1 protein-coding gene is annotated in these 270 nt (G+C 65.9%); it reads left to right on the top strand.

The annotated features are described in order from the left end of the window. On the top strand, positions 1-270 hold a 270-nt coding region (locus tag CVH10_RS20825), incomplete at both ends, for a hypothetical protein (RefSeq protein ID WP_369335928.1).

Genomic DNA, 270 nt, shown 5'->3' with positions numbered 1-270 from the left:
CATTGCGGCGGGCTGCGGCCGTCGCAACGGATCGGCGACTACGTCCTGGCGCATGCCTATCTGCGCGACGATCATGTCCTCGACGATATGCTGCCCCCCGAAAACCCGGAGCCCGCGAACGCGGAAGTCCAGCAGGCACTCGCACGCGCGGCGGAAACGGTGTCGGGGCAATCGGGTGAGGAATTGAAGCGCCGGCTGCGCACCGGCACGATCGTCACCACCGATGATCGCAACTGGGAATTGCGCTATTCGCGGTCGGCACTGCGCTTC

It is taken from the genome of Halomonas sp. ND22Bw (assembly GCF_003011945.1).
GTDB lineage: Bacteria > Pseudomonadota > Gammaproteobacteria > Pseudomonadales > Halomonadaceae > Halomonas > Halomonas halophila.
Note: the sequence above shows the minus strand (reverse complement) of the source record. Positions and strands in the feature narration are given on the sequence as shown.